The 24026-nt window shown below is 45.1% G+C and carries 19 protein-coding genes; 6 read left to right on the top strand and 13 right to left on the bottom strand.

Annotation, left to right across the window (positions count from 1 at the left end; genetic code table 11):
• Positions 1-3: 3 nt before the first annotated feature.
• The 7 genes from NTX76_02620 to NTX76_02590 all read right to left on the bottom strand — a co-directional run bounded on the left by NTX76_02620 (position 4) and on the right by NTX76_02590 (position 6594).
• Positions 4-1143: an ABC transporter permease gene (locus tag NTX76_02620; GenBank protein ID MCX7338163.1), complete on the bottom strand. Its 1140-nt coding sequence runs from the start codon at positions 1141-1143 to the stop codon at positions 4-6.
• Complete coding sequence (locus NTX76_02615; GenBank protein MCX7338162.1) at positions 1140-2084, bottom strand: ABC transporter ATP-binding protein; 945 nt, start codon at positions 2082-2084, stop codon at positions 1140-1142. Before NTX76_02615 ends, NTX76_02620 begins: the two co-directional genes overlap by 4 nt.
• Positions 2059-2928, bottom strand: coding sequence for an HlyD family efflux transporter periplasmic adaptor subunit (locus NTX76_02610; GenBank protein MCX7338161.1), 870 nt, complete (start codon positions 2926-2928; stop codon positions 2059-2061). Before NTX76_02610 ends, NTX76_02615 begins: the two co-directional genes overlap by 26 nt.
• 71 nt (positions 2929-2999) lie before the next feature.
• Positions 3000-4604, bottom strand: coding sequence for an ABC-F family ATP-binding cassette domain-containing protein (locus tag NTX76_02605; protein MCX7338160.1), 1605 nt, complete (start codon positions 4602-4604; stop codon positions 3000-3002).
• Positions 4605-4938: 334 nt separating this feature from the next.
• Positions 4939-5289 carry a tRNA-binding protein gene (locus NTX76_02600; GenBank protein MCX7338159.1) on the bottom strand — a complete coding sequence of 117 codons (351 nt, stop codon included), beginning with the start codon at positions 5287-5289 and terminating at the stop codon, positions 4939-4941.
• 33 nt (positions 5290-5322) lie between these two features.
• Positions 5323-5745 carry a type II toxin-antitoxin system VapC family toxin gene (locus NTX76_02595; GenBank protein ID MCX7338158.1) on the bottom strand — a complete coding sequence of 141 codons (423 nt, stop codon included), beginning with the start codon at positions 5743-5745 and terminating at the stop codon, positions 5323-5325.
• 351 nt (positions 5746-6096) lie between these two features.
• Entirely contained in the window at positions 6097-6594 is a 498-nt protein-coding gene (locus tag NTX76_02590; protein MCX7338157.1) for a DUF721 domain-containing protein, read from the bottom strand.
• On the opposite strand from NTX76_02590, the gene NTX76_02585 reads away from it, so the two are divergent.
• Positions 6593-7624 carry an A/G-specific adenine glycosylase gene (locus NTX76_02585; GenBank protein ID MCX7338156.1) on the top strand — a complete coding sequence of 344 codons (1032 nt, stop codon included), beginning with the start codon at positions 6593-6595 and terminating at the stop codon, positions 7622-7624. The two genes, NTX76_02590 and NTX76_02585, sit on opposite strands and share 2 nt — an antisense overlap.
• Positions 7625-7786: 162 nt before the next feature.
• On the top strand, positions 7787-10624 hold the full coding sequence (ileS, locus tag NTX76_02580; protein MCX7338155.1) for an isoleucine--tRNA ligase: 2838 nt from the start codon (positions 7787-7789) through the stop codon (positions 10622-10624).
• A gap of 161 nt (positions 10625-10785) precedes the next feature.
• On the opposite strand, the gene NTX76_02575 is transcribed toward ileS, so the two are convergent.
• Positions 10786-12270, bottom strand: a complete 1485-nt coding sequence (locus tag NTX76_02575) for an MFS transporter (GenBank protein ID MCX7338154.1) — start codon at positions 12268-12270, stop codon at positions 10786-10788.
• A gap of 182 nt (positions 12271-12452) precedes the next feature.
• Between NTX76_02575 and NTX76_02570 the strand changes: the two genes are divergently transcribed.
• Together NTX76_02570 and NTX76_02565 are read left to right on the top strand one after the other, a co-directional pair.
• Positions 12453-13499, top strand: coding sequence for a bifunctional UDP-4-keto-pentose/UDP-xylose synthase (locus NTX76_02570; protein ID MCX7338153.1), 1047 nt, complete (start codon positions 12453-12455; stop codon positions 13497-13499).
• Positions 13500-13759: 260 nt separating this feature from the next.
• Positions 13760-15241 (top strand): leucyl aminopeptidase, encoded by a 1482-nt coding sequence (locus tag NTX76_02565; GenBank protein MCX7338152.1) that lies wholly within the window; start codon positions 13760-13762, stop codon positions 15239-15241.
• 39 nt (positions 15242-15280) lie between these two features.
• On the opposite strand, the gene lptD is transcribed toward NTX76_02565, so the two are convergent.
• Genes lptD through NTX76_02550 form a run of 3 tightly spaced genes read right to left on the bottom strand, consistent with a single transcriptional unit; the run spans position 15281 to position 19709 of the window.
• On the bottom strand, positions 15281-17506 hold the full coding sequence (lptD, locus tag NTX76_02560) for an LPS assembly protein LptD (protein MCX7338151.1): 2226 nt from the start codon (positions 17504-17506) through the stop codon (positions 15281-15283).
• Positions 17506-18612 carry an LptF/LptG family permease gene (locus tag NTX76_02555; protein ID MCX7338150.1) on the bottom strand — a complete coding sequence of 369 codons (1107 nt, stop codon included), beginning with the start codon at positions 18610-18612 and terminating at the stop codon, positions 17506-17508. Before NTX76_02555 ends, lptD begins: the two co-directional genes overlap by 1 nt.
• On the bottom strand, positions 18609-19709 hold the full coding sequence (locus NTX76_02550; protein ID MCX7338149.1) for an LptF/LptG family permease: 1101 nt from the start codon (positions 19707-19709) through the stop codon (positions 18609-18611). The genes NTX76_02555 and NTX76_02550 overlap by 4 nt, the downstream gene beginning before the upstream one ends.
• Positions 19710-19832: 123 nt before the next feature.
• Between NTX76_02550 and NTX76_02545 the strand changes: the two genes are divergently transcribed.
• Together NTX76_02545 and rsmA are read left to right on the top strand one after the other, a co-directional pair.
• Entirely contained in the window at positions 19833-21191 is a 1359-nt protein-coding gene (locus NTX76_02545) for a peptidylprolyl isomerase (GenBank protein ID MCX7338148.1), read from the top strand.
• Positions 21192-21200: 9 nt separating this feature from the next.
• A complete protein-coding gene (gene rsmA / locus NTX76_02540) occupies positions 21201-22076 on the top strand; it encodes a 16S rRNA (adenine(1518)-N(6)/adenine(1519)-N(6))-dimethyltransferase RsmA (protein ID MCX7338147.1) in 876 nt (291 codons plus the stop codon).
• Here the strand turns inward: rsmA and NTX76_02535 are convergent.
• Both NTX76_02535 and NTX76_02530 read right to left on the bottom strand, forming a co-directional pair.
• On the bottom strand, positions 22048-22683 hold the full coding sequence (locus NTX76_02535; GenBank protein ID MCX7338146.1) for an ABC transporter substrate-binding protein: 636 nt from the start codon (positions 22681-22683) through the stop codon (positions 22048-22050). The genes rsmA and NTX76_02535 overlap by 29 nt on opposite strands.
• A 71-nt stretch (positions 22684-22754) precedes the next feature.
• Positions 22755-23783: an aspartate-semialdehyde dehydrogenase gene (locus NTX76_02530; GenBank protein MCX7338145.1), complete on the bottom strand. Its 1029-nt coding sequence runs from the start codon at positions 23781-23783 to the stop codon at positions 22755-22757.
• Positions 23784-24026 lie beyond the last annotated feature (243 nt).

The raw sequence follows: 24026 nt of genomic DNA, 5'->3' as shown, positions 1-24026 counted from the left end.
AATTCAGTGCAAATGACGCTTGTTGAATTTCATGGCGGCATAAAATGTAACCATTGTAAATGCGCAAAGATAAAGGATGTCGGGATAGATATGGCCAAAACTAGATCCCTTATGAAGAATGGCTTTGAAGGCGAACAAAAAATGCGTCAACGGCAATGCCTCCCCAACAAGTTTTGCCCATTCTGGCATGCCATAAAAGGGAAAAGAAAATCCGGATAAAAGCATGGATGGCATCATATAGGCCCCATTTATCTGCACCAGCGTCGTTTGATTTTTTACCATCACGGAAAACAAGAAACCAATGATTAAAGTGTTGACTGTATAAAGGGATAAAAGAAGAAGGACAAGTAGGTAGCTTCCACGAACGGGAATATTGAAAATATAGGCGGTCGAGATCAGCAAGGAAACCGTAAGAACCATCCCTATGATAAAATTTGGCACAAGTTTTCCTAATATAGTCTCTGCAAATGTTAAGGGTGTCATCATTAAATTTTCCATTGTTCCGGATTCTTTTTCAGAAACTATAGAGGATCCAGCCAATATGGTAATGATCATGGCCAAAAGGGCCCCGATCAATCCTGGCACAATAAAGGGCTGCGTCCTGCCCTCTGGATTGAAAAGGGGATGTATCAAAACCTCAAAGGGGGCTGTTTCTTTTTCGAGCTTTAAAAAAGGACCCGTTAATTCTGTTTTAAATGCTATATTTCGTAATGCTATGGCAGCACCTGTGGCGTTTCCAGAATTCAAGGGATCGCTTTGATCTACCTCAATCAAAATTTGCGGGCTTTGTTGGCGTACCAATCGATTTGAAAAATCAGACGGGATTGTCACAGAAAAAATTATTTTATTGCTTTTAAAAAGATCCTCGATTTCTTGTTCATTTTCTGCTTCCTTAACAAAAGAAAAATAATTTGTCTCGTGAAGGGATTGCAAGAAATCGCGTGAGAACGGGCTTTTGTCGTAATCAATGACGGCTATTGGGGCATTTTTAACGTCAAGATTAACGGCATAACTATAAAGAAAAATTTGAAATAATGGCAATATGATCAAAAGAAAAATTAGAACGGGATTCCGCCATATCTGAATAAATTCTTTAATGACCAACGATCTTACCCTGTCATAATTCGGAAACAGTCCACTCATCCCCCATTTCTCCCTTTATGATCCAGCAACACCTTACCCAAAAACCCCTCCAGCCCACAAGGAACCTCGGAAAAAATCCCCAAATCCTTATGATCCATAACGATCCTTTGATGATCGGCAGGGTGTGCCGCAAAAAATAAAGAGGCTGCAGCCGGAACAATCCCCTTGATTCTTTTGTCTTGACCCAGCACAGCAACACAGTTATCCCGATCATGGGGGTGCACAGACCAGATATCCTGATCAATAAAGGGGCGAATATCCTGATCAATGCCGATCTTTCCATCATTCAAATAGACGATCCGATTACAATACCGCAGTTCATCCAAATAATGGGTTATCAGGATAACCGTTATCCCCTTATCGGTCAGCGACTGAACGCGGGCCAAGAATTCATGCCGCGCCTCTAGATCAACACCAGCTGTTGGTTCATCCAGCAACAGAATTTGCGGATGGTGCGATAAGCAAGCGGCCAATGATAATCGTTGTTTCCAGCCCCCGGACAAATGTTTGGTTAGTTGATTTTTCCGATGCAGCAATGAAAATTCATCTAAATAGCGATCCAGTTCCTTTCGGCTATAGCGGCATTCATACAGATCAGAAATGAATCGTATGTTTTCGCCAACTGTCAAATCATCATACAGGCTAAATTTTTGGGTCATATACCCAATAGAAGCCTTTATTTTCTGGGAATCCGTTATGATATTGGATCCAAGGCAAATCCCCGTTCCAGAATCAACCTTAACAAGGCCACATAGCATCCGAAGGAATGTTGTCTTGCCGGACCCATTGGGCCCTAGCAGGGCAACCATCTCCCCTTTGTTCACTGAAAACTGATCAATTGAAATCCCCAAATGGGGAGGGATATGTTTCTTCAAGGATCGAATTTCAATGACAGGCTGGTTGATAGCGGGCTGGTTATTTTGATAAAATTCTTGCATCATCAAACTCACGCTGCCGCCGCCACAGCTTTGGTATCAAAATTAACCCTGATATCAACGGGTTGCCCCGGACGTTAACCTCCACCATAAAGACCATCTTTTCCCGTTCTTTTGTGGTGTACAGAACGGGTGGTGTGTATTCAGCCTCTGGGCTAATAAATGAAACAGCTCCCTTGAGGGGGGTGGAATAGCCGCTGCAGGAAATCTCTACCACGGATCCGTACTGAATATGGGGAAGGTTCGATAGCGATACAAAAAACTTAACCTTCAAGCTGTCTTTTGGGAAAAGGGTTAATACGGGCGATCCGGGGGCCACGTATTCCCCTTCGTTAAAGTGTTTTTGAATAACCTTGGACGCACAAGGAGCATTAATGGATTTCATGCTCAAAACCCACCGAGCTTTCTTGAGGCTATAGCGTAAAGCCTCCAGTCGGGCTTGGCTACCCTCCGCGGATGCTTTTGCATCCTGGTAATTCTCCACAGAATCCTGTTTATTCCGGGACAGGATTTCCCGCCTTTTTAAAACCTCTTGCGCGAAGGCAAGTTTTGATTCTTCTTCCTTGATGTGATAGAGAATCTCCCCTTCGGATGCGTCTTCGTTTGCTTTCTCGAGCAAAGCCAGGGGTGCATTTTTATCAACATGGTCCCCTTCTTTGACCTTTAACGTTTCCAAAATCCCTCCAACAGGAGAACTAACCCTGATGAAAACACCCTCGACATATCCATAGTACGTTTGATAGGTGTTCGCAGGGGATTTGTGGATATGGATGGAATAGGCAGTGTACCCCAAGACAAGGAACAGGAGGGATGCAATCCCATATCGTTTGCGAGAGGTGAGCTTGGGCATGAGGATGCTGCGGGTTTGTGTTGGCCTTATCCTTTATGGTATGCGCAATACATTAAGGTTTGGTTAAGCAATCATTTCCCTTTTTTCTTTGATCCCTGACCTTTTTCTTTGCTCTCTGATTTTTTGCCCAATAATTCTTGGCGGTAGTCTTCTAATGATTTTGTATAGGGTGTTACGGAATGATCCTTGACCACCCAAAGGCGATCGACGGTTAGATTCAACAAATGCCAATCATGGGCAATCAAAATCACAGCGCCAGAGAAATCATTGATCGACATCATCAATGATTCGCGCATTTCAATATCCAAATGGTTTGTTGGCTCGTCCAGGATTAATAAGTGTGGCTTGGATAATGTGATTAGGGCAAAAACCAGCCGCGCTTTTTCTCCGCCAGATAAACTTTCAATGCGGACTTCGGCCTTGTCCCGGGAAAATCCAAAACGTCCCAAATGGGATCGCACCTGTGTTTCGTTGGCGGTTGCCATTAATCGACTGGTTTGCTGCAGGGCCGATGCTGATCGATCCAAATCCTCCAACTGATGCTGATGGAAATATCCAACGCGCAACTTTGGATGCATCGTACAAACACCCGTTAACGGTTGCAATCGACCGGCCAAAAACTTGGCGAACGTTGATTTACCATTGCCATTGGCGCCCAACAACCCGATTCGATCATTCGGCGCTATGTTGCCGCTTAGGTGATTGAGGACGATATTATCGCCATATCCCAAAGATACTTTTTCGAAATGAATAATGGGCGGCGATAGTTCCTCTGATGCCGGGAAATTCAGTTGAACCGTTGGATCGTCTGATACTATCGAAATGGAGCTTAATTTTTCAAGCGCCTTGACGCGACTTTGTGCCTGTTTCGACCGTGTCCCGGCACTAAAACGATCCACAAAGGCCCGAAGATGTTTGCGTTGAGCATCGACTTTCGCATTAAATGCCGCCGCAAACATTTGTTGTTCCGTATAGGTTCGAATATACGTGTCATAGTTTCCACCGTATCGGGTTATTTTCCCCTGCTGTAAATGGAAAATAATATCCACGCAGTCATTCATTAATTCCCGATCATGACTGATAATCAACAAACTGTTGGGGTAGCTTTTCAAAAATTCCTTTAACCAAATCGTTGCTTCCAAATCAAGATGGTTTGTTGGCTCGTCGAGCAATAATACATCAGGTTGCTGAAACAGGGCGGCCGCTAATGCCACACGCATACGATATCCGCCCGAGAATGACGACAGGGCCCTGTTTTGCTCCTCCTCAGAAAAGCCAAGACCTTTCAGGACAATGCTGGCGCGGGCTTCGGCACTATAGGCATCAATCTGGATCAGTCGTTCATAATAATCCCCGAGCTTGTTGGGATCCTGGCACGTTTCAATCGCATGAAACAGATCACTTCTTTCCTGATCGGATGCCAGCAAAAATTCCAACGGCGTTTGGTCGCCCCCGGGGACTTCTTGTTTGACGGTGATAATTTTCTGGCCTTTTGAAACTTCGGATTTGCCACCATCGGCATGAACTTCATCCAGGATAATTTTAAAGAGCGTAGATTTCCCGCACCCATTGCGACCAACAAGGCCAGCCCGTTGACCATCTGCCAGCTGAAGGCGAACATCGTCCAATAAGACTCTGCCACCGATTCGGTAAACTATATCGTGTAACGTTAACATAGTGACGTGTTCCTGATGCCCGCATCAAACCGATGTTCGGGGTGAATGAAAATATTAATTCTTTTGTTTTTTAATTTTTACCATAAACAGTGTCAAAAATCGCCCCATATAAGTAACTATGGTAAGATTTGTTCTGTTTAAGGAGAAAATTCATATATCGCACGGATATGCCCCTTTTCCCTGATTTCCCGCAACAACCCTCCCGTCACCCCATGGCTTGACCAGGAAACCCATAGGTTTCCCCATGTGGATTCCGCGCCACCGGTTGATCATTGGTCGCGGGAGGACGTGCGGAGGAAATCATTGGAAATGGGTATAGAATTCTTTATTTATATCAATGCATCTTTTGACCATTGGGTACTTTTGGATCAACGGTCACCAAGCATATTGCGCCATTATCATCAGCAAATCCGACAAGCAAGAATTGCGATAAAAACCCCGCGATATTCTTTTCGCCCAAATTAACGCAGCCCACAATTTGCCGGCCGACCAGTGTTTCTGGGGTGTAATGAGCGGTTACCTGGGCGGATGTTTGCAAAACGCCGATAGTGGGACCAAAATCTGCCCAAACCTTGAAAGCGGGTTTTTTTGCTCGTGGGAATTCTTCTGCTTTTACAATAGTGCCCGACCGCAAATCGACACGGTCAAAATCATCATAGGATAGTGGATCCTTGGCGTTCCTCATTTTTCTAATTCCTCAATTAATCAGTTAACTGTTTTATGCGGATGGTTCAATCATCCAGGGATTAATAATTTCGAGCCCTGGAATATTTTTGAAATCTTTTACATTACGTGTCACAAGTTTTTGATTGTGAACAAGTGCCGAAGCCGCAATCAATCCATCGATGGCTGGGATGGGGCTTAATGCAGTTATATATCCCCATTTATCAGACACGCATTGATCGATGGGGATGATCCTGCCTAAAAATTCTCGTGGAAGATCAATTTCAAGCCACTGGATAATCCTTTGTTTTTTTGAGGAATCGCCAATTTTTTCAACGCCTTTTCTAATTTCTCCAAGGGAAAGAACACTGAGTGAAAAATGACACATATCAATGTGCCTTAACCATGCAAGAACATTTTCATCTGGGCGTTGCCGTATCATCTCGGAAATCACATTTGTATCGAGCAGATAAATCATAGATCAATTTCGCGCATTAAGGTTGTGTCTCGGTCTGTTGTAAAAGTCGTCACTTCGCAAAGGGGTGAAGCACGAAAAAACGATGTAATATCCCTTTTGCATGAAATCAAGTCATGATATTGTCTGAGGCTCATCGCAATAATCTCACACTTCCCATGCCGAGAAATTATCTGGGGGGTATCTTTCGCCTGATTGATAAATTGCGTTAATTTCGCCTTTGCCTCTTGAACTTGCCACACATGCATTTTTTTACCTCTCTATAACTAGTCACACTGGTCATGTTATATCATTCATAGTAAATCTGCAAGTTTTTCTATCTTTTTGCCTCGATCATTTCCCGGGGTATGGCTCTTATGTTTTTCCATAAATCTGTTCCCCAAGCCCCCTTAGGGCATCCCTTAAGGGTTCGTAATCGATGGGTGATGTTGCATTGTCAACCAATCTTACGTCACCCTCTGCCAGAACTGGTTTCTTTTTTTCTGGTGTTACCGCCTTTGGAACAAACCCATGAAAAATACGAAGCTGTGTCGCGGCCTTGTACCCGTAATATTGGTTGATTTTTTCCAAAATCAAAGCCTCGTAATAGGGTAGTGTCGCTGCCATGGAACTGGTCGCCCGTAAATGTACGCACCCATTTTGCCGGGTATTCGGCGCAAAAACAATTTTAATGACCTCGCAGGAATTCGCCAACGTCTCCCCAACAATTTTTGGCCAATCCAAAATAATATTAACGCTGACAAATCCATATCGTTGACAAACCGGCCGCACAACAGATTTAATGCAGGATCCAACCGATTTCATGGATCCATATCGTCTTTTTTGTTCTGTTGGTGGGGGTACATTGTTCATGATATCAATCCAGAATCAAATTCGAATTCGTTTGCTGCAGTGGTATGACCAAAACCGGCGTGTTTTGCCATGGCGTGCAAACGCGGGGTGCGCCCCAAATCCGTACCATGTGTACCTAAGCGAAATCATGTTACAACAAACAACGGTTGGGACGGTAATCAATTATTTTAATCGGTTTATAGATCGCTGGCCCAGGATCGAAGATTTAGCGGCCGACACACTGGATGATGTTTTGGTGGAATGGCAGGGGTTGGGGTATTACAGCCGTGCGCGTAACCTTTACAGGGCGGCGCAGCAAATGGCAGCGATGGGGATTCCGTCGGATCCGGATGCTTTGCAGAAATTGCCCGGGGTCGGCGCGTATACGGCGGCAGCCATTGCATCGATTGCATTTGATCATCCGATTGTGCCCGTGGATGGGAACGTGATCCGTGTTTTTTCACGACTTTTTGCCATACAAACCCCCCTTCCAGCCTTAAAAGACGCGGTGTGGGGCGTTGCATCCTTGTTTGATCACCTCGATCGGGCCGGCGATTTCGCGCAAAGCCTGATGGATTTGGGGTCCCTTGTTTGTAAACCGCGGCAACCGTTATGCCAGAATTGCCCACTGGTCGGTATATGCAAGGCTTTTCAGGATGACATCGCGGCTGATCTGCCAAGGCGAATCCAAAAACCCCCAAAGCCAGAACGATTTGGGATTGTTTATTGTATGCTGGATGACCACGGGCGCATCCTGTTGGAAAGGCGTCCAGAAAAAGGGTTGCTGGGCGGAATGATGGGATTTCCAACAACGCCGTGGGAGGATGGGGCATGTCCATCGGGTGAATTGGGTGGTCAGTGGCAGACCCTGGACGAAGTCGTGAGGCATACATTTACCCATTTTCATTTAACGCTACATATAATGGTGGGGAAATCGGATGGCTGCCCGGATGGTATTTGGGCTGACCTGTCCGATTTGTCTGCTTATGCGCTGCCCACGCTCATGAAAAAAGTTGCAAACAAGATAAAAATTACCTACAAAACGTTTTAAAGTAATTCTTCTCATATTTATGTTTGATGCTAGGGCATGACCTGATCCGGGGTGTCCTGTAATAAAATCATTCAACCCCAACGCAACTCTTATTGCTATCGGGTGCCTGAATATCCTATAAAAGATATATCTTTTCACATAGTATGGCGCCGTCACAAACCAATGGATCACAAAAACCTGGATTATAAAAACACTGTTTTTTTGCCCAAGACCAATTTTTCAATGAAGGCTGGTCTGGCAAAGCGCGAACCAGAACTGATCAAATATTGGCAGGATATCGATCTGCACAGAAGGTTGCGGAATACGGCCAAAAATAAGAAAAAATTCATTCTGCACTTTGGCCCCCCTTATGCCAATGGGCATATCCATATTGGGCATGCGCTAAGCTATATCTTAAAAGATATCGTAACGAAAACCTATCAGATGAAAGGGTGCGATGCGCCATTGGTTCCAGGATGGGATTGCCACGGTTTGCCCATTGAATGGAAGGTCGAGGAAAATTACCGCGCTCACGGCAAAAAGAAAGAAGAGATTCCTGTCCTAGAATTTCTGGCTGAATGCCGGTCGTTTGCATCAAAATGGATTGGTGTTCAAAAAGAAGAATTAAAGCGCCTGGGAATTATCGCTGATTGGGACGATCCTTATAAAACGATGGATCCAAAGACAGAATCGCGGATTGCAGAACAAATCCTGAAATTCCATATGAATGGTTTGTTATATCGGGGATTAAAACCGGTTTTATGGTCGGTGGTCGAGGGTACAGCCCTGGCCGAGGCCGAGGTCGAATATCGTGACCACACAAGCCATTCTATTTATGTTGCGTTCAAAATCGTTAAAGCATCCATCCCATTGCTAGAGGGCGCATCCATGGTTATTTGGACGACGACGCCATGGACCTTGCCGGGTAACCGGGGCATTGCTTATGGCCCAGAATTTACATACACCCTGATCGAGGTGATCGATGGAACGGATCTGATTGCAGCCGGGAAACGCTTTGTGATTGCGCATGACCTGGTCCAGGAATTTGTCACCAAGACGGGTATTCAGAATTACGCATCGATTGGCACAGTCAAGGGGGGCGAGCTTGCAGGGACGATTTCCGCCCATCCATGGCGCGGCCATGGGTATGATTTTGATGTCCCCCTGATCCCAGGCGACCACGTTACAACAGATTCGGGTACGGGTTTGGTTCACACAGCCCCCGGACACGGTGTCGAGGATTTTGGTGTGGGACAAACATATGGCCTAGAGGTTCCGGCAACAGTTCAGGCGGATGGCACGTATTATGCCCACGTTCCCCTGTTCGCTGGTGATCATGTATACAAGGTGGCCCCAAGGATTCTGGAAGAATTACGGAACGTCGGCGCCCTGTTGCATTCTGGTAAAATCACCCATAGTTACCCCCATTCATGGCGGTCAAAAACTCCGCTGATTTACCGCGCAACATCCCAATGGTTTGTTGATATTGATGCCGTGCGACAAAAAGCCGTGGATGCGATTCATGGGGTCGAATGGTTCCCGGCACAGGGCAAAAACCGAATCCTGAGCATGGTGGAAAAGCGCCCTGATTGGTGTTTGTCGCGTCAACGGACATGGGGCGTGCCTATTGCATTGTTTGTTCATCATGAAACGGGGGAGCCACTGCGTGACCCTGCGGTAAATGGCCGAATTGTCCAGGCAATTGCTGACGAGGGGATAGAGGCCTGGCAACGCCATGATTCATCCTACTTCCTTGGCAGTAAATACAAAGCCGACGATTACGAAAAGGTTAGCGATATCGTTGATGTTTGGTTTGATAGCGCCTGTACCCACCATTTCGTTTTAGAAGATCGACCAAACCTAACATGGCCCGCTGATTTGTATTTCGAGGGATCGGACCAACATCGCGGATGGTTCCAATCGTCCCTGATTGAATCGTGTGGAATTACAGGGAAAGCCCCCTATCGTCAGGTTGTGACGCATGGATTCGTTCTGGATGAAAAGGGATACAAAATGTCCAAATCATCCGGGAACGTGGTCGCGCCGGATGAAATCGTCAATACCCTGGGGGCGGATCTTTTGCGCCTTTGGGTTGTTGGGTCCGATTATACTCAAGATTTGCGTATCGGCAAAGAGATTTTGAAATACCAGGAGGATATCTACAGGCGTCTTAGGAATACCCTGCGGTATTTGTTGGGGGCCCTGAATGGACATTCGGATGACGAGACGGTTTCGCATGATGATCTTCCAAGTCTCGAAAAATATATACTGCATCAGTTAAAGAATTTGGAAACCCTGCATCAGCAGTGTCTTGTTGACTACGATTTTTCCGCGTTCTATACAGCGTTGCACACGTTTTGTGCGATGGATTTGTCTGCCTTTTATTTCGATATCCGAAAGGATAGTTTATATTGTGATGCGCCGGATTCACTAAAGCGACGATCCACCAGAACTGTTATGAATCATGTCTTTCTAAGTCTGGTGCATTGGTTGGCTCCGGTTCTAAGTTTTACAGCCGAAGAAGCCTGGCATGATTACAAGGGCGACCAAAAGACCAGCATCCATGAACAACTGTTCCCTGAATTGCCGGATGATTGGTTTGATGCTGATCTTGCCAACCGGTGGGAAACAGTTCGAACGATCCGCAAGGTCATCACCAATACGCTGGAATTGGAACGGTCAGCCAAAACCATTGGATCCAGCTTGCAGGCCCAAGTCGTTGTTTATGGAACCAGCGAAGTCGCTGCGTTGTTTGAATCTTTGGATGTTGATTTGGCAGAATTATCAATCACGTCAGGGGCCAAAATGGTGATTGCGCAGCCACCAGCCAGTGCCGTTACAGCGGATGATTTAGAGGATATTGGTGTCATAGCCAGCCTGGCAGAGGGTGCGAAATGCCCACGCTGTTGGCGAGTGTTGCCAGAGGTTGGGCAAGCGACGATGTCGAATTCACGGGCGGTGACCGAACGCCCCCATCCGGATTTATGCCATCGGTGCGAGGATGCGATTGGGGAGGGATAGGGTATATACCCGTCTTTTTCTTGTCGGTTTATAAGAATTACCCCGTCCTCCCGCGATCAAGTCGCGGGAGGACGGGGGAATGTCCTGTTTGATGTGAATTTCATGCTAACCGAATGCCATTGTCTTATATCGAACTCAGATTACTTAAGATCCATTTCTGATCAATGATGTTCTTTTTGCCATTTGGAATAAGCCTTTGTAAGGATCATATCATTCCTTAGGTGGTAATTTTGTCTTTCTTCTTTCGTCATGCCCTCGTCATAAGCCTTAAATAAGTACACACCTATTAAAGACACCCCGGCTGCACCTGCCATTACTAATAATAAGATGTTAATGCTGTCAAATTTCTCGCAAACATATGCCGTTAATAGAAGCGCCACCATCTTAGCAAGAACCAAACCCCACATATGAGATTTTAAGCGATGCTTTAATGGGTATGATTTAATAAAGATAGGTATAACAGGAACAATTCCTACCGCAAAAATATAAAAAAAGGATTGTGTAAAAATTATACTCGATGGAGACGACAACAGCCATGATTGAGTACTAAAAAATAAGCAACTGACAATACCTAAAGCGTAGAGAGTTTTTAGTGTTTTCCTTGGGTCAATTTTTAGAGCAAGCAAACCTACAGCAACTTCACAAACTATGGATCCCAACAAAAGACAGGTGCTATTTAATAAAATTTTAGAAGTGCTCCACCCAAACTGTTTTTCTAATATCGATGGTAGATAGGCGAATTGTACATAAAAAAACATCCCTACATACGTGTGCGCCAATCCTTCAGCAAAAATATTTCTAAACACATACGTTTGATTGATGTTGGTTTCTTTTTCTTTGTTCCGTTTCGTATAAGCAAAATTTAAAAACTCAGGTGTTTCTTTTAAATCTTTTCGAGCATAACCTCCCAAAACAGCAATCGTTCCCCCTACTATAAACGCTATCTTCCATCCAGCTACTGGGTCAATAAGCAAACTCAACGAACCAACAAGGCACGCAAATAACCCACCAAGGGAACAAGAGCATTCAAGAATTGTTGCCAAAAAATAACTTTTAGGCGCTGACACTATTTCTGCGACATAGACATCCGCAGATCCATTTTCCCCTGATGTCATAATAGATTGAATCGAACGAATAGTAAAAAAGCATATGGTTGACATTATGCCCCACTGGGCATAGGTAGGTATAAAGGTCAAGAAAATACAACAAACAGACATAAACATCATGGTAGTAATGAGCACAATTTTTCTGCCGAAGTTGTCGCCAACATAGCCCCAGACCAATGCCCCAATAGGCTGCACACACAAAGGCATAAGAAACGTCATTGGTCGCAAGATATGTTCGTATCCGGTATCTTGTGGCAAAAAAACTTTATTCAATACGATAGCTAAGTGCACACCCAGCATAAGGTCAAAATATTCCATGAAATTGCCCATGAGCACCAGAGCGATGGATTTCTTTAATGGGGCAGGAAGAGGTTGCATTTCTTGATAGTGGTTATCGCAATCGGAAGTCACATCGAACACCTTTCGTGGTTCATTATGCAGCGTATTTCGACAGTTGCACTCGTCATGGGGATTTAGCAGCGAAAGACGCCATAATTCGCGCTGCCATCCTCCTGTTGTTGTCTCAGCTTTTACTCGCATTTTATTTTATTTGCAAGTTATTTTTCAAAGGCTATTCAACAAAACTATATCAACAAACAAAATTTACGTTGCCTTAGAATGACCCCTATTTATTTTGATGAAATATGAGAGATCTTAGGATATCATCTGTCAACGCCGAACGTGAGGTGCGGCATGTAGTCTCCAACAAATTAGGAATTTAAATGTCTAAAAAAGTTTTGATCCTTGGTGTTAATGGCTTTATCGGCAGCACCTTAACGGAAACCATCCTTAAAAAAACCGACTGGGAAGTTTTTGGAATGGATATGGACAGCAACAAGCTGGACGGAAGTCTTGGCAATCCGCGCTTTCATTTTGTCGAGGGGGATATCACCATCAACAAAGAATGGATCGCATATCACATCAAAAAATGTGACACAGTTTTGCCATTGGTTGCAATTGCAACGCCCGGGTTGTATGTGACCGACCCATTGAGGGTGTTCGAACTTGATTTCGAAGCCAACCTGGAAATTGTGCGCCAATGCGTAACCTATAAAAAGCGGGTTATTTTTCCATCGACATCCGAAGTTTATGGGATGTGTCCGGACGAAGAATTTAACGAAGAATCGTCAAACTTTGTGTTGGGGCCAATCAACAAGCAACGCTGGATTTATTCATGCTCCAAGCAATTGCTCGATCGTGTTATCTATGCCTATGGCGTGCACAGTGGGTTGGATTATACGCTTTTCAGGCCATTTAACTGGCTGGGGCCAAAGCTGGACAGCATCTATGCCCCAAAGGAAGGATCATCCCGTGTCGTCACACAATTCATCCATGACATCCTTTATCTTGGGGAAATTAAATTGGTTGATGGCGGACAACAACGACGATCATTTACCGATATCGATGATGGTGTTGCGGCGTTGTTAAAAATTATCGATAATGTCGATGGCAAGGCAAGTGGACAAATTTTCAATATTGGAAATCCTGATAATGATGTATCAATCAAGGAATTGGCTTATTTGTTGATTGATTCGATCAAGGGCTATCCTGACTATAAAGCAATCGCCGACAAGGTCATTGTTAATGATGTGCAATCGGGCGATCATTATGGTGTTTATTATCAGGATATCCTAAGGCGCGTGCCATCCATCAAAAATGCACAGGAAATATTAGGCTGGTCCCCAACAACACCATTAAAAGCATCCCTGATGAAGACGCTGGATTACCATTTGGGGCGCCCAATGGGTGAATTAGATTCAGCAGATTAGGTTTGTTGCCGGTACAGGCGACAGGATTTTTTGCTCGGAATCAGTGGATTTTGGGTATACACTGATCACTAAAGTGTTTTTCTGTGTGTAATAGATGTGTTTTTGGATGGCCACGCTCGCTCTGCTCACTCGCCATGACGTTATTGTTGTCATGGCGAGAAGGGCGAAGCCTGACGTGGCCATCCAGAGAGCCATTCTGTTGTCTATTAACCATTAAGAGAAATACTATAAATTAAAATTCTAAAAAAAGGGTTTATTGTATGCATATTTCATTCTTGAAAGAAAACACCGGATCCAAAGAAACGATCATCCTGGGGGTTTTTGAAGAAAAAATTCAGACAGCGGTAGTGCAACAGCTTGATCAACAAGCAGGCGGAACCTTAACGCGGGCGCTATCCAAAGGGTTGTTTACGGGTAAAAAGGGAGAATCGCTTTCTATTCTGGCATCGTCGGGCATTGATTATCATCAGGTCATTTTGGTTGGATTGGGCAAGGCGGAAAAATTAACCCCCCAGGTGTTACAAGAGATTGGCGCAAAAATAATGGCTATTCTTGGCAAATGTCAGGATTCGCGGGTTGTTGTTGATTTGCATGATTTGGCTATGATGAATCCATCGGAAGCCGTCGCCCATATTGCCGTCGGGGCATATTTGCGATCATGGAAATTTGATCAATACAAAACCAAGAAAAAAGAGACGTCCTTGCTAAAGGATCTCGTGTTCATTACTGGGGATGTTGCTATCAGCGAATCCACCTTTGCGCCCCTTAAAAGCATAGCAGAGGGTGTGTTTTTGACGCGTCATTTGACATCGGAACCACCGAATGTTCTTTATCCAGCTGTTATGGCTGAACGTGCTCTCGAGCTCAAGAAACTAGGAATCAAGGTCGAGGTCCTGGGCGAAAAACAAATGCAGAAATTGGGGATGAATGCTTTGCTTGGTGTTGGCCAAGGCAGCGTTAACGAATCCCAGCTGATTGTTTTGCAATGGATGAATGGTCCAAAAGACCAGGCGCCGATTGCCTTTGTGGGCAAGGGGGTCACGTTCGATTCTGGTGGAATTTCCATAAAGCCATCCAATAATATGGAGGACATGAAATACGACATGGGTGGATCAGCGGTTGTGATGGGTTTGTTGAAAGCTTTAGCGTTGCGCAAGGCCAAGGTGAACGTCGTTGGGATCATGGGAATGGCCGAAAATATGCCATCAGGTTCGGCGCAACGTCCGGCAGACGTGGTGACATCTATGTCTGGTCAAACGATTGAGGTTGTCAATACCGATGCCGAGGGGCGTTTGGTCCTGGCTGATGCTTTGTGGTACGCGCAGGATCGGTTTAAACCACAAGCGATGATTGATTTGGCAACACTAACGGGTGCTGTTCACGTTGCCCTGGGTCACGAATATGCGGGATTGTTTTCCAACGATGATAGTTTGGTTGAAAAATTAACGATGAGTGGTCAATCTGTTGGCGAGGGCGTTTGGCGCCTTCCGTTGGGGGATGCCTATGACAAAGATATTGATTCCGATATTGCTGATGTCAAAAATGTGGGATCAGGTCGTGGAGCCGGCAGCAGTACGGCTGCGCAATTCTTGAAACGGTTCGTTAATGATGTTCCGTGGGCCCATCTTGATATTGCTGGTGTTGCTTGGGATAAAAAGGACAAACCCCTTAGTGACAAGGGTGCGACCGGCTTTGGTGTGCGTTTGTTGAGTGACTTTTTAGTAAAGCATTATGAGGGATAGGATTGTTGCCTTGGGCCGGACGACGCACACACGTTCGGCCTAAAAATGTGTCAGCATCGATCCCGGATATTGCGTGGTTGTGCTTGGGGTGAATGACCCCAGATTTTTGAATGTTAACTGCACCAAAAATCCAGAATCGGGTCTGATATCTCTGTCTGAATAACCGGTTTTGTAAATCCCAAAATCCACACGAAAACAATCATTCTTATACGAAGCCGATGCAAAGCTAGCAAGGGATGCGCCACCACGATTGTGCTTAAGGTTGCGAATCTGGGCAAATGATAGCGACCAATTGTCTGTCATTTCACCGCGGGCCTGCCAATTGAGCTGGGACACGGATTGATGTTTTTGCGTTGCTTCTTTGTTTAGATAGACATACCCCGTATCAAGGCGTAGTTTTTTATCACCCAAGCTGACCCCCATTTCCGAATAGCGTGGATGGCCGTTCGCGGGTTTGATCGCCGTTCTATAGCGGGCCGTTAACCATGAAATCGGCTTTATTTTAAGGCGAGCTATATAATCAGATTGAGCGTTGTCTTCCCCCAGGCCCGTTGGGATGGCTTGATGATGATCCAATCTTTTTGTTTGCCCAACAAACACATTAATCAGTTTTTGATCGGGGAAATGCACGGTGTTGTCCAGCCCATAAACACCACGATAGCCGGTATCCACCCGATCAATGCCGCCATAACGATTTGGCCGGAAAAGCGATGTGTCGTCCAGCTCAAAGGATGTTGAATCTTCGTTAGGGATATTTTTTCTGTTTGCCGAATAAGGACTTGCGACCACCATGCCCATTGGTTGCATCACCCATTGGTTTTGATCAAATCGCCTGACCAAAGGATAGCGCCAATCAATGCTGGCCTGGGGCAGCAATCGCCCAACGACGTTTTCTTTTTTATCACGATAATTCCGCACAAAGTAACCGTCTCCTCGCATGGTTAATCGTGGTGTCACAAGCTGCCCCGACGATGTGATGTGCGGTGATTTCCAATCAACCCCAAGGGATACGCGTTGCATTTCACTGCCTGTTTGTCGTTGAATTGGATTCTCGCGTGATAATGACAGCACATTCGCATCAACTCTAAGAATTCCGCCAATCTTTTTTGGCTCCACTTGTGTGGCATAGACAGCCTTTGGTAGGACCATTGGCGTCGTTTTTGGCGTATCTGTTTGAAAGGCGAACGCCCTTATCCCCAAATAACTGTTCCAAGAAAACTGTTCCACCATGGCCGTGGATGTTAGGTTTTTGTTTTGCATAAAGGACGGCGTCTGACGCGTGATGGGATACCGCGATAAATACGTTGTATCGCTTGCCCGATTGACATCCAAAAACAGTCGTCTTTCATCGCTTTGATGATAATTGACCATGCCAGCCACATGCCAGCGGTCCGGCTTTGGTGCGCGTGGACCGTTAAAGGGGATTGGTTGACTGAGGGGTAGGCCATGCGTGCGGGTATAGCTTCCCGCCAGTTTGGATTCGCCATCCCTGAATCGGTGGCGATATTCGCTGACGATAATGGGTCCCTGTTTTGACGTTAAAATTGGCGTCATTGTTAGATCGCGGTTGCCGGCAATGCTGTAATAAACGGGCAGGCTGATTATTCCGCCCAGATCCCTTGTCGACCCATAGATGGGGGTCAGGATTCCTGATTTCCTTTTGACGGTTGGATCGGGATGGTAAAAATACGGGGTATAAAATACAGGGACACCCTTTATTTCCAGTCGCGCATTGTTATAGGTGACGGTTTGATTGTTTTGATCATGAGTGACTTTTTCGGCCCGTATTTGCCAAAAGGGGGACGTTTTTTTATTGGTCCGACAAAATGAACAGGGGGTATAAACTGATTCCTCGGCCGTTGACAAGCTGCCATTTTCCCGACTCCCCGTTTCTGCAGATAGGTATTCCCGATCCTTTGTGATCATTTCCATCGCTTTCATCATGCCCTTTTTGAAATCATCGCTAAAGGAAACGGAATCAGCCGTTAAAATATCACCAGACGGTTCTTCAAGGTACACATTACCACTTGCCGAAAGCGTGTCTGCATCCTTGTTGTAGGTAATTGCGTCGGCATATAGGGTACGTGATCCGTTCGGAAAAACTTTTTGGGTAACCACCACATGGCCGGTTGCCGTAACTGTTGATTGTGTTTCCTGATATGTTATTTGGTCTGCTTTTAGTTGAAGGGGGGCAGGGGGATGCTGTTGGGCGCACAAATTGCTGGGTCCAAGAACTATAGCGATCAATAAACCCCAAACAAACATCACGTATCCTCGGTATGAAGTAAAAACGCCGTACTCAGCATGATCGTGACAAGGGGGGAAATCCACACAGCCAGAAGCACGGGTAATTTTTCTGCTATACCGAAAGCATAAACAATATCATTGGTAAAATGTATAACAAAAGCACTTAGTACGCCAATGCCAATTAACCGGGAGGAATTGCGGTATCGGGTTGGGTGCAAACAAAACGTTGCAGCCAAAAGGACCATGGCGATTATTTGCCCCAATTTGGCAATCTGGCTGTGCCAATATAATAAGTATCGCGTTGATGATAATCCTGTTGCCTCTAGTGAATTGATAAAGCTGGGGATTTCCCAAAAGGACAGGGTTTCTGGTTTGGTGTAATTGTTTCTAATGTTGTCCAGCGATATATCGGTTGACCTTTTAAAGGTGTTACCAGGATGCGCAACATCGTGTTCGTCCCAATATGTTCCACTTTCGATATCCCATGCCCCATCAATTATTTTTGCCATTGGCGCATCGTATCGCCCTTTGTACTGACCCTCATTGTCAAACTCATAAAAGCTTACGTGATGGAATTCATTTTTTTCTAGATCAAAAGTTGCTGTTCTTATAATGGTTTTCGATCCGTCTTGGGGCCCCGCTTCCCTAAGCCAAAGGCCACCTGATGAAATAGACAGGGCGCTTTTGGTGGCCCTAAAAACAGCATTTTCCAAAAAATCGCACCGGGATGCCATTGCAGATGCAAGGGGGTTGACCAGAATCAAATGAACAAGCCCCAGAAGTGTTGTTAAAACACAGGCCCCTGTAACAAGTTGCCAAACAGAAACACCCGATGCTTTTGCTGCTGTTATTTCTTGTGTTTGATTGAGCCTCCAAAAACTCATGATGGTGGAGAAAAAAATAATAAACGGTAAAAGGGTTTGCAGATGCGTTGGCAGCTTTAGCAAAATCATTTCCATGATGATTGAAAAACCAACATGGGGGCGGCCCATTGTGCGGCGAAGAAGTTCGACCCCTTCGAATATTCCGACGATCGTTAAAACCCCGGACAGGCATACAAAAAACCAGAACAAAAGATTCCGACTAAAGTATCGATTCAGTGTGGAAAAAACATAGTTAATCATGTGCGTCGTTCCCAGCCATCTTGTAGCAAGGCCAAAAGTCCAGCAATGAATACTGCCATCAGGGCATAGGATAGATAGATCAGTTTTGGATGATGGGTGCTCATATTCACTGTCCCGTAAACACTAGCATAAACCAGAATGGTGGCCCCAATGCCCATAACCACCCTGTGGCGTTGCTGCCGACGTGGAAGGGCCGCCCCACTTAACATGAAAAAACAGGCAATCAGTGCATCAATGATGGCAAATAATGGCGTGATCAGGCGTTGGTGGGCTTCTGTGCGCATTCTAGCCCTAAGCAGGGGATCATCGGTATCCTTAGGGTTAAAAAGATGAAAGGTCGATAATTCATAGGGTTTTATAGAACGCGGATCCGCGTTGGTGATCGCATCCGATATATCATAGGCGAACGTATCAAAGGACAGAAAGGTGATTTTGCCTGTGGTCGGATCTTTTTCCTGACGATTCCCTTTTTTTAAAAGAAGGATCAGCCGTCCATTCATTTGTTTGATGGATCCTAATTCCGCAATCACTGTGTAACTTGTCCCTGTTTTTTCTTTGGATGCTTTTTTATCCTCGTGATGAATTAAGATGCCCTTTAATTCATTTTGCGGGGTTCGTTCCCGCACGTAAACAGTGGTGCCGCGAATGGGGTTGAACATCCCCTCGCGGATCATGGATGTTGAAAATTGATTTCTGATCTGATGTTCTTGATCCCGGAATTTTTGAAACGAAAGGGGCATGATATAAAGGTTGATCAGATAAATAAAGCTAGCCGCCAAAATTCCCAAACAAATGATTGGCGAAGAAATCTGCCGGTTACTGAATCCAGAGGCGCGCATTGCCAGTAGTTCATGCTCTGTAATCATTTTATAAAAAACGTAAAATCCGGTAATGAGCACACAAATCGGCAAGACTGTTGCTATTAAATCCGGTATTAAAAAAATAATGAGCGAGAAATATCCAAAAAAAGATACATTGTGGTTAACGATCACCTCGATAAAACGAAGCGACTGCGTCAGCCAAATGACCCCCATCAAGATTAATGTTAGGGATGAAATAACCGTACCCATCTTTTTAAAGATATATAAAAATAACATGCTCATGTTTTTGTGGAATGTGATCTAAATAAAGGTTATATATAATCGTAATTGGTTGGCGGTATTGTCACATAGGAATGATGAACCAGTCAACTTTCATAATAGTTTTATTCTGAGTGAGTTATGTTTAAAAAAATATCTTTCTATACGGTCGCGTTTGTTTCAATTGTATCTTTTGTGAATGCTGGTTCGCAATCTTCGTCTGATAATACAGCAAAGATTGCCATTGTTGTGAATAAAGATGTTATCACAGCACAAGACATTGCCGACAGAATCAGTCTTGTTCTGTTGACGTCTGGGATGGAAAACACCCCCCAGAACCGGGATTCAATTACTCCGCAGATCAGAAAAAGCCTGGTCGATGAAAGAATTCAATTGCAAACAGCAAAAGAACAAAAAATTATTGTAGCGGATGTTGAAATTCAAAATGCGCTGGAAAATATCTCAAAAGACAATAATATGACTGCTGCTCAAATGACAGAAATGTTTAAGCAGCGCGGCGTCCCCATAAAAACACTAGAAGATCGTCTGCGGGCACAAATAGCCTGGAGCCGCGCAATCCGTGATGCATTTACAGGAATGGTTCATGTGACAGAGGCAGATATTGATGATGCCCTGAATAAGGCACAGCAAGATAAGGACAAGGATCAATATGAAGTCCTAGAAATCTTTTTACGGCTTGATCAGGCGAACCAGGAAAATTCAGTCCTCAAGGAAACAAGAAAAATTTACGATCAATTGAAAAATGGGGCATCGTTTCGGGTTATGGCGCGCCAATTTTCCCAAAGCACGTCGTCGATCAATGGGGGGTATATTGGTTGGTTGGTAAAAGGCAAGATTGATCCAGCCATTCAAACGGCCGTGGAAAAGCTGGCAGTTGGGACTTTTTCCGAACCCGTTCGGGTTGGCATGGGATACAAGATTGTATTTTTGAAAGATCACAGAAAGGCTGGGGCCGCATCCTATGGGGAAACAAAAATCAGCTATCGTCAGGTTTACATTCCGGTCAGCGATCCGATTACCGAAGAAACCCAGCAACGTGTCGAGGCGCATATCCAGGAACTGCATAAGATCAGCAATTGCGAAAAGTTAAGCGCAAAAGCAAAGGAATTTGGATATCGGTGCGAGGTATCTCCAAAGGCTCCGCTTAACGCCATGCCTGAAGGGTTGCAGGCCCTTTTCCACACGGTAAAGCCGGGACAGTGTTTAAAACCCATCCGGACAGAGGATCATATGCTTGTGACAATGGTATGCTCGCGTGAGGAGGCGGCCGTCAAATTGCCAACCCGCCTTGAAATCAAAGACATGCTCGAGCAGGAAAAATTCAGCAAACTGGCAAACCGTGAATTTAATAAGCTCAGGAGCGTCGCATTCATAGATGAAAAGGGGATTGGTCAGTCTGCTGTTCCGGCGACCCCTTTAAAAAAGACGCAGATTGTTGGGCCAAAAGACGCCATCAAAGGCGTGGCGGCAGCCGGGTAGATTATCAAAATGAACACAAATCTCCCCCCTCTTTCCCAAGTCATTAATCAATATGGTTTGTTGGGCAACAAGGGGCTGTCAAAAAGTCTGGGTCAAAATTTCCTTTTGGATCCCGGGATTACGCGTCGGATTGTGGCCGTTGCTTTGCCGTTGGAGGGGTTCGATGTGATCGAGGTTGGTCCCGGCCCTGGTGGGTTAACGCGGTCAATTTTAGATGCCAATCCAGATCATCTTTTTGCCATAGAAAGGGATTCGCAGTGTATTTCCGCCTTGCAGGGTTTGATAGATCTTCACGGCGATCGCTTAACGATCATCAATTCCGATGCAAAAAAAGTCAAGGCCCAGAAACTATCAACGAACCCGATCAAGATTATTGCCAACCTTCCCTATAATGTGGGGACGATGCTTTTGTTGCAGTGGTTGTCTGACCTGGGGCAAATTCAATCGATGACGTTGATGTTCCAACGAGAGGTTGCATTGCGTATCACAGCGATGCCCGGGACATCGGATTATGGTCGCCTGTCGATACTGTGTCAATATTTGTGCACCGTGCACAGAGTATTTGATCTGCCGCCGCAAGCATTTATACCAGCACCAAAGGTTCATTCGTCCGTTGTGCATTTTGTTCCAAAGGTGCTTTCAGCGGATGAAAGAACGCTTTTACCCTTCATCGAAAAAATAACGGCTGCCGTGTTTACGCAGCGTCGCAAAATGCTTCGCGGGAGTCTAAGGGGAGTCTTTTCAGAGGATATTCTGATGGACGTTTTGGAGGGTTGCTGCATCGCCCCAACCGAACGCCCCGAAAATCTGACGATTTCCCAATTCTGTCAACTGGCCGCTGCGTTGCTGAATGCGTCTAGCCAACTTGGCCAGCAAGAAACTTGATAAATCGCTCTGGATCACCTTTTCCCTCGCCGGTGAAAAGGCTTCCATATTCGCTTCTAAAGGCAATTCGTTGGCTCAAGTTTTCAAAAAGGACATCGGTGACAGCCAGCCTGGATCCCGTTCCCTCGATAATCTTGATGACATTCCAATCCACTTTTGCTGGTTCGCCTCCCCCCTCTTTTTTTCGGAAGGTGCTTTTGACCATCAATGTTCCATCCGCCTGTTTAACATATGATTCAAGAACGGTTGGAATGCTGTCCTTAAAGGCGGCAATCTTATCCTTTGTTGAATAAACCTGGACCAATCGCTTTTCAAAAACGTCCTTAAATCTTGCGAACTGATCGGGGGAAAATTTACGAACATGAATACCCAATGCAAATCGTGCGATTTCGTTCACATCAAAGTTTTCTTTTAAAATACTACCCAGGGCATCTTGGGTTGCATTTTCTTTATTAACGGCCACCGTTCCCTTGTCAATCAGGCCCTTGATAAAGACGATGGATTCCTGTGGGCTTGGTAGTTCATGTTTTGAAATTTTTCCACCCGCAAAGGAAACAGTTGATGTTAAGGCGATAACAAATAATAGTCTATAAAAAAAATATACCATGGTGTTTCTCAAAGTCTTTTCTGTTGCTTAATTATAGTATGGCTGCCATTCGTTAATACTTCATTAAAGCCCTATAAATAATCATGAATCAAATGTTCGGCGATTTGAACGGCATTTAACGCCGCCCCCTTGCGCAGATTATCCGCCACAATCCATAAAGACAACCCAAAGGGCACCGTTGTATCTTGTCGGATTCGACTGACATAGACGGGATCCTCCCCGGCACAATCCACAGGGGTTGAATAAATATCGTCACCGGGGCAGCCGACGATTGTTATTCCCTTTGCGGACTTTAGGCTTTTGATCGCTTCTTTTTCGGTGATTGCTGATTCAAATTCAATTGTGGCGGCCATGGAATGACCCACAAACACAGGCACGCGCACACATGTCGCCGTCAAGCGGATTTTGGGATCGAGGATTTTACAAATCTCAGAAGACATTTTCCATTCTTCTTTTGTGTAACCATCGGCCATAAGCTGATCAATCACTGGAATAACATTGAATGCGATGGGCTTTGTAAATTTTTGGGGACGCACAGAGGTGTTCATGAAAATCCCCTTGCTTTGGTCGAACAGTTCGTCCATGGCTTCTTTGCCGGCCCCTGATACGGATTGATAGGTTGATACGACGACTCTTTTAATTGGCGCGATATCATGCAACGGCTTTAACGCCATAACCAATTGAATGGTCGAACAATTTGGGTTGGCAATAATGCGGCGTTTGCGAAAATCTTTTAGGCTGGCAAGATTAACCTCCGGCACAATAAGGGGGATATCATCATCCATTCGGAAATGGGATGTATTGTCAATGACGATGCAACCCGTTGCTGCTGCCTTTGGTACATATTCCGCAGAAACTGCCCCGCCCGGCGAAAATAGCGCCAGCTGACATTGGGTGAAATCAAACGACGCAAGGGATTGTACGGTCAGAACATCGTTATCCCCATAGGACACAGACCCCCCGGCGGATCGGTCCGAGGCAATCGCACATATATTGTGTGCTGGAAAACCCCGTTCAGCCAAGACGGTCAACATGACACGCCCAACATTGCCCGTTGCGCCAACAACAGCAATTTTATAACCAGACCCTTTTTTATTCATATTCTTTTATTTATTACGCCACGAAAAATTGACCACGTTTTATGAGCTACTGTATCAATACTTGGGCCGCTTTCCAATCGTTAATTTGGGGCGTGTGAAAAGCTTATACATAAAATTCTATTAAAACTTTAAATACCTAATTGAATTTAGGCCAAATATTCTCTTGTCTTTAAGCTTTGTTCTCTTGTAATCCATATTACAGCACCCATATAGTTCTTACAGTCAGATTACTCTGCGTCAGGA

It is taken from the genome of Alphaproteobacteria bacterium (assembly GCA_026400645.1).
Lineage (GTDB): Bacteria > Pseudomonadota > Alphaproteobacteria > Paracaedibacterales > CAIULA01 > JAPLOP01.
Note: the sequence above shows the minus strand (reverse complement) of the source record. Positions and strands in the feature narration are given on the sequence as shown.

Bases quoted from the DNA above. Each gene is read 5' to 3' on its own strand.
- lptD (MCX7338151.1), bottom strand. From the start codon at position 17,506: ATGTTTGTTTGGGGTTTATTGATCGCTATAGTTCTTGGACCCAGCAAT.
- NTX76_02545 (MCX7338148.1), top strand. From the start codon at position 19,833: ATGTTTAAAAAAATATCTTTCTATACGGTCGCGTTTGTTTCAATTGTA.
- rsmA (MCX7338147.1), top strand. From the start codon at position 21,201: ATGAACACAAATCTCCCCCCTCTTTCCCAAGTCATTAATCAATATGGT.
- NTX76_02595 (MCX7338158.1), bottom strand. From the start codon at position 5,745: ATGATTTATCTGCTCGATACAAATGTGATTTCCGAGATGATACGGCAA.
- NTX76_02585 (MCX7338156.1), top strand. From the start codon at position 6,593: ATGATATCAATCCAGAATCAAATTCGAATTCGTTTGCTGCAGTGGTAT.
- NTX76_02550 (MCX7338149.1), bottom strand. From the start codon at position 19,709: ATGTTATTTTTATATATCTTTAAAAAGATGGGTACGGTTATTTCATCC.
- NTX76_02555 (MCX7338150.1), bottom strand. From the start codon at position 18,612: ATGATTAACTATGTTTTTTCCACACTGAATCGATACTTTAGTCGGAAT.
- NTX76_02590 (MCX7338157.1), bottom strand. From the start codon at position 6,594: ATGAACAATGTACCCCCACCAACAGAACAAAAAAGACGATATGGATCC.
- NTX76_02535 (MCX7338146.1), bottom strand. From the start codon at position 22,683: ATGGTATATTTTTTTTATAGACTATTATTTGTTATCGCCTTAACATCA.
- NTX76_02530 (MCX7338145.1), bottom strand. From the start codon at position 23,783: ATGAATAAAAAAGGGTCTGGTTATAAAATTGCTGTTGTTGGCGCAACG.
- NTX76_02615 (MCX7338162.1), bottom strand. From the start codon at position 2,084: ATGATGCAAGAATTTTATCAAAATAACCAGCCCGCTATCAACCAGCCT.
- NTX76_02565 (MCX7338152.1), top strand. From the start codon at position 13,760: ATGCATATTTCATTCTTGAAAGAAAACACCGGATCCAAAGAAACGATC.
- NTX76_02605 (MCX7338160.1), bottom strand. From the start codon at position 4,604: ATGTTAACGTTACACGATATAGTTTACCGAATCGGTGGCAGAGTCTTA.
- NTX76_02610 (MCX7338161.1), bottom strand. From the start codon at position 2,928: ATGCCCAAGCTCACCTCTCGCAAACGATATGGGATTGCATCCCTCCTG.
- NTX76_02570 (MCX7338153.1), top strand. From the start codon at position 12,453: ATGTCTAAAAAAGTTTTGATCCTTGGTGTTAATGGCTTTATCGGCAGC.
- NTX76_02600 (MCX7338159.1), bottom strand. From the start codon at position 5,289: ATGAGGAACGCCAAGGATCCACTATCCTATGATGATTTTGACCGTGTC.
- ileS (MCX7338155.1), top strand. From the start codon at position 7,787: ATGGATCACAAAAACCTGGATTATAAAAACACTGTTTTTTTGCCCAAG.
- NTX76_02575 (MCX7338154.1), bottom strand. From the start codon at position 12,270: ATGCGAGTAAAAGCTGAGACAACAACAGGAGGATGGCAGCGCGAATTA.
- NTX76_02620 (MCX7338163.1), bottom strand. From the start codon at position 1,143: ATGAGTGGACTGTTTCCGAATTATGACAGGGTAAGATCGTTGGTCATT.